Raw genomic sequence first — 6,874 nt, forward strand, 5'->3', positions numbered from 1 at the left:
TGACGTTCTACGACTTCCCGGCCGAGCACTGGCAGCACATCCGCACGACGAACGCGATTGAGTCGACCTTCGCGACTGTGCGTCACCGCACGACGCGCACGCGCAACTGTGTGTCACGAGCGACCTTCCTTGGCCTGGCCTTCAAGCTGATCGAGGAAGCCGAGAAAACCTGGCGCCGCATCAACGGTGCCGAACACATCGAACTGCTCTTGAAGGGCATTCCCTTCAAGGACGGTGCCCCGGCGCAAGACAATCCGCCGGATCAGCAGAAACTCGCCGCCTGAGAACCGGCCACGATCAACCTTCGTACACCAGATTTGACTTTATCTCGTCGGCGGGATCCAGTTCACGGTGACTCTTTGCGCCACTGAGAACCATCAGGGCTGCGATCTCGTGAGGACTCAGCATCTCCTGTCTCCGGCAGTATTTGACGGGGCATGCCTGGTACGCCGCAGCGGCCTCTCCTGGCCGCCGGGTCCGGTCGCCGGCACGTGTCTGAGACTATAGAAGTCGACGCCCCACGGGAGTCATGAGATCCCGGAGTATTTGCGTCCAATCAAATCAAATAGCCGCTTTGAGCCGTGCCCGCAACTCCTGAACGCGCCGCGTCGAAGCTACAGTCGGCTTTTCGTTGCTTGCACCGACTCCGAACTCCCTTCCAGGCTATCGAGACACGGAACGGGTTCGCTCCCTGAGATTCAAGGCGGTGTGCGGCCTCCTGAAGGCAACGCGCCACCGCCTGATTGTCGGCAATGCTGTTCGAGGGCCCCACTGCCATTGGTGCCAGTAGATATCCTGGCAACAGCCGCCGGCATGTTGGTCACGCAGTAGTGCAGCACCCCGTCCACGATATAGGTCGGATCCGAATGGCTGGTGGGACGCGAAGTCTCAAAGCAGCCACCCTGACGTGCCATGCCCTTCATAGAAATGCTGCCGCCCTCGCATGCACATCAATTCCACCCCACCCAACCGGCCCAGAACGACTTCACCGGCGTGGCCTTCAGCCAGGGATTGCGGGAATCCCGGCAGCGCCGCATAGGGAATGGCAACGGCATTTTCGATTGCTCGCGCCAAACCACCGAGCCCGGAGCCAAGAATCATGCCAATCTGGGGACGGAACTCGCCGACGTATTGGCGAATTCGTTGAACTGCCTGTTCGGTCTGATCAGGCACGTCCGCCGAGGATGGCAACGTGAGAGTCATGGGGCACCTGCTCCCGTATGTAGAGGTTGGTATCATCAAATGGCATCGCGGAGATGTCAGGCTGGCTAACAGTTCACCCAGCGAGGCGTTCTTGCCGCCCGCGCGCGAGATGTCGGCACGCCGCAGTTCCTCAAGCCAGACTAACTGCGTGGTATTGATAGCCATCAACTGTTCCTCTCGTCTTACACTTGGCGCGCAACGACCTTATCGGTAAAGACTGCCCACCGCACCTGTCATCAGCGTCAGACCGTGACGTCCGCGCGGGGCAAGCCGGGGCTTAGTTCGTGGCGCAATGCAGGCGGTGCTAACGCGCCAAGCGGCAGCTCAGTTTAGCGGCACGGGCAGTTCGTGCTCGTGCAAAGCAGCCAGTCATCTTCGAGCGTATTCACGCGGAATCGGAACGTCATGTCCAGAGGGTGGTCCGCCACGACGATGTCTCGCATCTGGTCACGACCTTGGTATCCGACCGTGAGTCGGTACGCACCTTGCTTAAGCCGCATGTATAAGAGTGGACCACCGGCAACAATGCGCAGCACCGCCTTGCCATCGGCGCTTGTCACGACCACGGTCGCCCCGCTTAGCGGCCTGGCGTTGCCCGCATCGATCATGCTGAGTCGGACATTAAAGCGCGCGGCGACATCTTCCATGGCCCGCCTGCCGGCTTCATCGTCTCTGGCACAGGCGTAGGGAATGCCCCGCTGCTCCATGATCTGCACGCGGTCTTCCGCAGGTTCCGTCCGCGTCGCGCAACCCGCGGCCACCAGCACGGCCAACAGCGACAATCTCGCGATGCCAAGTCCTTTCGAGATCTGCATATGCCTGTCCTCCTCTGAATCCCGATAACGGCCCCGATTGCCGGTCACAATGGGAGCCGACTGTTCAGGGTGGGTCACCATCAGATCGATCCTTTGCCAGCAGCACTGGGCGAACCGTCCATGTAGTGACCGGCTCTGAGACGGAGCGCAATCAGCGCCTCGGACGCCCCGCGGTCGCCGTACCGATTACGGTGACGACCGCGCTCCACTGATCGCCTATGCGCGGATCGCCTCCCCAGTCGTTTGAGGGCTGCCAGACCCTCCGCCAACTCTGGTGCTCGATCGCACGCTAGTTGCACTCAGGCGTGTGGGCCATTGTCTGCCCGCGGGGGCAAAGATACCGGCTATCTTTGCCGTGGCTAATCGCAAAAACGAAATCGCGGTTGTCCGCGACAAACCTAGCCCAATACAGGGGCGAGTTTGGTTCGATCACGGTTTGTTCAAACGTAGCGCGCGCCGGGTGAGCTGGGTTGATGCCTGTCAACAAAGCCGCGCGTCTGTGTCGCACTCTGATTCGCATTGGCCTGACGCCAACCAGTTTCCTCCGGCGCCGCCGCCGGCTGCTTGTAGCGGTCCGCAATATGCTCGACCGGAAATGGACTCGACCGCACGGGACGGACTTTCGCAAACTGTGCTCGGACTTTCCCGTTGGGCTCCTCGGTTCTGGGGATCCTGCAGCCGGCCTGACGGCCCGGCACGCCGGTGAAAATGCCCTAACAGGCGGCTTCGGGTACCACCGCATTCCGCGTCGGCAGCCATCGCCGGTCACATAGGGATAACCTAGGCGTTCGGCCGGACCAGGCCTTAAGCTGGATCAAAGGAACTGCAAAGGTGCCCGGCGACCGCAAAGGAGGACCGCCGCCGCTACGGGCAAAAGCCTTAACTGCGCGCTTCCACATCCGTTGATACGGAGCAATTCGCGCCCGCCATGGCTCACCTATCTTTGAGCGAGCAAAGCCAAGAGCCAGACCGGACATGACGACGCTTTTAATCCTGCTGAACATCGTTGCGTTCTTTGGCGAGGTGGTGACAGACGGGGCTCTGGCACAGCAATTCGCACTGTGGCCACCCATCACGGGCATGCCGGTCGAGGGCGAAGTCGGCTTCGCGCCGTGGCAGTTGCTGACTTATGGTTTCCTGCATGCCAACCTTGCACACCTGGCGTTCAACATGCTCGGCTTGTGGATGTTCGGCCGGAACGTAGCGGCGTGTCTCGGGTCCGGCCGGATGCTCGCTGTCTACCTGGCAAGCCTGATCAGCGCCGGCTTGATCCAGTTGGCGGTACTTGGCTATATTGCGCCGGCACACATGCCCACCATCGGCGCTTCCGGCGCGGTGTTCGGGCTGTTGTTCGCCTACGCACGGCTCTTTCCCCGCCGCATTGTGGTACTGCTGTTCCCGCCGATTCCCATGCCGGCATGGCTATTTGCAACCATCTATGCCGTGCTGGAACTCTTTCTGGGACTGGCTGATACACGGACCGGTATCGCGCACTTTGCCCATCTTGGCGGCATGGCGGGAAGCGCCCTGCTGCTGATGCACTGGCGTGTGCGGGCCGAACCGCGAACCTGATCCGACGATCCGTGACATCCTCGCGCATCGCCGCCTTTGCGTACATCAACGCGCGCGCCGCCATGGCACCTACGGTAGAGCCGTTGCCTACCTGGATCACGATGCGGGATTCGCCATGCCTGAAAAAACTCTTATCTTCCACCAGAGCGCGCGGCGCGAGATGCCAGCAGCGCACTGGCGATCTCGATCGCCTTCGCCCGGACGGCAGGTTGAAGGTTCTTCATCGAGACGGGGAAGTCGCCCTCATCTTCCCATTGCGCATCAGGACAACTCCAGATCGTCCACCACGGCGCCGACGCCGGGCGCGGACCAGGCCGCACCGACAGCCGCCAGCCGCTCCGCGCGGGAATCCACGCGACCGCTCAACGTCACCGTGCCATCTCTCATCGCTACGCTGATGTGCTTCGCTTCACGCTCGGCATGCCGACGCAATGCGGCTTCGATTCGTTCAACGACATTCGCGGGGGCGGGGCGCACCTGGATCCTGATCTGGTTCGTCACACCCGTCACACCGCGGAGTTGCGACACGGTACGCTCGGCAAGGGTGCGCTGATAACCCCACTCCACTTCCCCGGTCAGCGTTACGTGGCCCTTCTCGACGCGCAGCTTGACCGCATCGGCAGGCAGGTGGACATGCCATTGCAGTGCGCCTCGTGCGGCAGAGCCAATCGCCTCATCGCTGAATTCGCCCATAGGCCTGACATCCAGGTTCACCACCACCGCGCGCACGCCCGACACCTTTTCGGCAGCGTGCTCGGCGGCAAGCTTCTCGGCATAGCTGGGCAGGTGGCCGCTGAGCGTTACTACGCCCTTGCGTACCTCCACACCAATGGCAGCCGCATCGATGGCGGGATCCCAGTCCAGCTCTTCCGTGACTTCCTTCTTGAGTTGAAGATCAGTTTTCATCGCAAAATCTCACAACATGGTGTGCGGAACGGCACTCGACGCGCCCGTACGGCGACGGCTTCCGTCATTCCTGCAAGGTTCAGACATGAAGCACTGCTTGGGTATGGCCGGTGCGTTCGCGCTCCTGCTCATTGCGAATGATCGTGGAGAGCATGCCCCACTCCGCCGCCATGGCACCGACCATGTCGTCCATCGAAACCACTCCGATGAGCACTTCCCCATCGAGCACGCCAAGCCGGCGCACGCCATGAGAGAGCATCAACTGCATCGCGTCGGCGACACTGTTATGGCGGCCGACAGTAACCAGGCCGCGCGTCATGATGTCCCCCACCTGACTGGTGCAAGGGTCTGCCCCGGCCGCCGTGCTGCAAAGCACGATATCGCGATCGGTCAGCACGCCGGCGACGCGCGTGCCTGACGGCCCTGCTTCCGTGACGATCAATGAGCCCACATGCTGGTCACGCATTTGCACTGCGGCTTCCTGCAATGTGCAGGAAAGCGGAATATGGACAGGTTTTCGCGTACAAAGCTCGTCGATTCTCATTGCCGTACTCCGTTGCAGACAGGGTTTCACTTCACGGTAATCCGCTGTTGCGGCGATGATTCCTTCTTGGGCAGGACCACGCGCAGCACACCGTTGTCGTAGCTGGCATCGACCTTGCCCTCGTCGATGCTGGCGTCCAGCTTAAAGGCACGCTGCATCGAGCCGCTGTAGCGCTCGCGCCGGATCACGCGCTCGCCCTCTTTTTGCTCGGAGGACTTCTCCACCTTTGCGCTGATCATCACCGTGCCGCGGTCAACGGATACGTCGATGTCCTCCTTCTTCACACCAGGCAGTTCCGCGGCCAGGGTGTAGGCGCTGTCCGATTCCGACACATCGACCTTGAATGCCAGGCCGTTATCCGCAGTCCCGCGGAATGAGCGCAGCATGCCCTGCAGCATGTCGCTGATGGGTTCGACAGAGAACGGATCAAAGTGCCTGAGGTTGGTCATGGTGATCTCCTTGAAGCCTGGAACAGAACCGGAAAGGCCGGCTGCTTCCAGAATGGAAGTTGAGCGCCGCGGGCGTTTGTTTTGCATCAAGATCGCTGCATCGACTTCGATGCGGCGCTGGAGCGACTTTGCCGAAGTCGGAATCCGCCGCACCGCTGTCAGGTAAACCACCGAAGGCGGGTGCCCAGTGCTCCACCCGCATGCTCCGGCACATCTGCATGGCGTCCCACCTCGACGAGACGGACGTAGTGCGCCTGAACAGCGTGGTGAGGAACTGGAAGATGGTCAGGCAAGGGCAAGCGCTCTACCGCGCGGGAGAGCCGTTCCAGAGCATCTACGCGCTGCGGTCGGGCTCGATCAAGACCGTGCTCTCTCACCCGAGCGGCCGCGGATGCGTGTCCGGCTTGTTCCTTCCAGGCGAAACGCTTTGACATTTCGACTGAGGTTCACACCTGCGACGCCATTGCCCTGGAAGACAGCGCCGTCTGCGTGATCCCGTTCCACCTGCTGGAAGCCCTTTGCCGCGAAGTCAAATCGCTGCAGCAACATGTCCACAAGATGATGAGCGCGGAAATCGTCCGCGAGACCGGGCAGATGATGCTGCTCGGCAATCTCTCCGCGGAACAACGCGTGGCTGCCTTGCTGCAAAACATCTCGCGTCGCCTTCAGCACAGAGGCTATTCGGCGACTTGCTTCACGTTGCGCATGACACGCGAGGACATCGGCAGCTATCTCGGCATGACCCTGGAGACCGCGAGCCGCACGCTGTCCCGCTTCCAGCAGGAAGGACTGGTTAGGGTACAGCAGATCGAACTCCTCGATCTCGAGGCGCTCGATCTGTGATAAGTACATGCCATTGCCCTCGCCGGTCGGCGGGGAAAGCGCGATGCTGGCCAACGAGCTGAATTTTGCCGCCGGGGAAGGCCAGGGATCCGAGCCGGTGACCTTCAAGCCGCTCGGCATCGACACCTGGCAGGAGCATGTCATCGACCTCCACCCGGACTGCCTGTGTGCCGCGCGGGCAAGGGTTCAGGTGCGGATCGGCGACGCCAGCATCATTGCCACGCTGAACCTGGTTGGCGCGCCATCGCTCCCATTGCGTGAATGCTCGGGGTCGCGACATCCATGCCAAGCGATGCAATGAGCCATTTCATCGCCTTGCCGCGCGCCTCGAAAGCATTGACCTCGTCGCGCCGCATCTTTGCCGCGACCAAAGGTTGGAGCATGTCGTGCAGCTGACTTTTGCGCTCGCGCAACGCCGCGTTGGCCAGTCGACCGAGGGGCGTGTTGTGCTTGCTGCGTGCCCGCACGCCGATCCAGGCCTGGCACGCGGCGCAAATCCACACAGGACCGTGGTCTTCGAGATAGGGATACGTTTCATCGCC

10 protein-coding genes and 2 pseudogenes are annotated in these 6,874 nt (G+C 61.6%); 5 read left to right on the plus strand and 7 right to left on the minus strand.

Annotated features, from left to right (window positions below; genetic code table 11):
- Positions 1–284 (plus strand): transposase (locus K309_RS38505; protein ID WP_035877218.1); only part of this gene is annotated, 284 nt, incomplete at its 5' end.
- A gap of 477 nt (positions 285–761) precedes the next feature.
- On the opposite strand, the pseudogene K309_RS42200 reads toward K309_RS38505, so the two are convergent.
- From K309_RS42200 to K309_RS0133160, 3 genes and pseudogenes are all read right to left on the minus strand, one after another.
- Positions 762–908, minus strand: a pseudogene (locus tag K309_RS42200) (alanine dehydrogenase); the annotation flags it as partial.
- Positions 889–1,368, minus strand: coding sequence for a nucleoside phosphorylase-I family protein (locus K309_RS42710; RefSeq protein WP_029050257.1), 480 nt, complete (start codon positions 1,366–1,368; stop codon positions 889–891). The pseudogene K309_RS42200 and the gene K309_RS42710, both read right to left, overlap by 20 nt.
- Before the next feature lie 164 nt (positions 1,369–1,532).
- Entirely contained in the window at positions 1,533–2,018 is a 486-nt protein-coding gene (locus tag K309_RS0133160; protein WP_051320751.1) for a hypothetical protein, read from the minus strand.
- A 975-nt stretch (positions 2,019–2,993) separates the two neighbouring features.
- Here K309_RS0133160 and K309_RS0133165 point away from each other — a divergent pair.
- Positions 2,994–3,590, plus strand: a complete 597-nt coding sequence (locus K309_RS0133165; RefSeq protein WP_029050259.1) for a rhomboid family intramembrane serine protease — start codon at positions 2,994–2,996, stop codon at positions 3,588–3,590.
- Positions 3,591–3,851: 261 nt separating this feature from the next.
- Here K309_RS0133165 and K309_RS0133170 read toward each other — a convergent pair whose 3' ends face one another.
- The 3 genes from K309_RS0133170 to K309_RS0133180 form a co-directional block, all read right to left on the minus strand.
- Positions 3,852–4,496 carry a BON domain-containing protein gene (locus K309_RS0133170; RefSeq protein WP_029050260.1) on the minus strand — a complete coding sequence of 215 codons (645 nt, stop codon included), beginning with the start codon at positions 4,494–4,496 and terminating at the stop codon, positions 3,852–3,854.
- A 79-nt stretch (positions 4,497–4,575) separates the two neighbouring features.
- A complete protein-coding gene (locus K309_RS0133175) occupies positions 4,576–5,040 on the minus strand; it encodes a CBS domain-containing protein (RefSeq protein ID WP_029050261.1) in 465 nt (154 codons plus the stop codon).
- A 26-nt stretch (positions 5,041–5,066) separates the two neighbouring features.
- Complete coding sequence (locus K309_RS0133180) at positions 5,067–5,489, minus strand: Hsp20/alpha crystallin family protein (RefSeq protein WP_029050262.1); 423 nt, start codon at positions 5,487–5,489, stop codon at positions 5,067–5,069.
- Between the two features lie 218 nt (positions 5,490–5,707).
- On the opposite strand from K309_RS0133180, the gene K309_RS44220 reads away from it, so the two are divergent.
- From K309_RS44220 to K309_RS0133190, 3 genes and pseudogenes are all read left to right on the plus strand, one after another.
- On the plus strand, positions 5,708–5,920 hold the full coding sequence (locus tag K309_RS44220; RefSeq protein ID WP_369796573.1) for a cyclic nucleotide-binding domain-containing protein: 213 nt from the start codon (positions 5,708–5,710) through the stop codon (positions 5,918–5,920).
- Positions 5,921–5,978: 58 nt separating this feature from the next.
- Positions 5,979–6,332 carry a helix-turn-helix domain-containing protein gene (locus K309_RS44225; RefSeq protein ID WP_369796574.1) on the plus strand — a complete coding sequence of 118 codons (354 nt, stop codon included), beginning with the start codon at positions 5,979–5,981 and terminating at the stop codon, positions 6,330–6,332.
- A gap of 43 nt (positions 6,333–6,375) precedes the next feature.
- Positions 6,376–6,600, plus strand: a pseudogene (locus tag K309_RS0133190) (thymidine phosphorylase); the annotation flags it as partial.
- Here K309_RS0133190 and K309_RS41065 read toward each other — a convergent pair.
- On the minus strand, positions 6,545–6,874 hold a 330-nt coding region (locus K309_RS41065), incomplete at its 5' end, for a zinc-finger-containing protein (protein WP_084402684.1). The pseudogene K309_RS0133190 and the gene K309_RS41065 overlap by 56 nt on opposite strands.

The sequence above is a fragment of the Cupriavidus phytohabitans genome, from assembly GCF_000426345.1.
Lineage (GTDB): Bacteria > Pseudomonadota > Gammaproteobacteria > Burkholderiales > Burkholderiaceae > Cupriavidus.

Coding starts and splice junctions, on each gene's coding strand:
- K309_RS42710 (WP_029050257.1), bottom strand. CDS start 1,368: ATGGCTATCAATACCACGCAGTTAGTCTGGCTTGAGGAACTGCGGCGT.
- K309_RS0133160 (WP_051320751.1), bottom strand. CDS start 2,018: ATGCAGATCTCGAAAGGACTTGGCATCGCGAGATTGTCGCTGTTGGCC.
- K309_RS0133165 (WP_029050259.1), top strand. CDS start 2,994: ATGACGACGCTTTTAATCCTGCTGAACATCGTTGCGTTCTTTGGCGAG.
- K309_RS0133170 (WP_029050260.1), bottom strand. CDS start 4,496: ATGAAAACTGATCTTCAACTCAAGAAGGAAGTCACGGAAGAGCTGGAC.
- K309_RS0133175 (WP_029050261.1), bottom strand. CDS start 5,040: ATGAGAATCGACGAGCTTTGTACGCGAAAACCTGTCCATATTCCGCTT.
- K309_RS0133180 (WP_029050262.1), bottom strand. CDS start 5,489: ATGACCAACCTCAGGCACTTTGATCCGTTCTCTGTCGAACCCATCAGC.
- K309_RS44220 (WP_369796573.1), top strand. CDS start 5,708: ATGGCGTCCCACCTCGACGAGACGGACGTAGTGCGCCTGAACAGCGTG.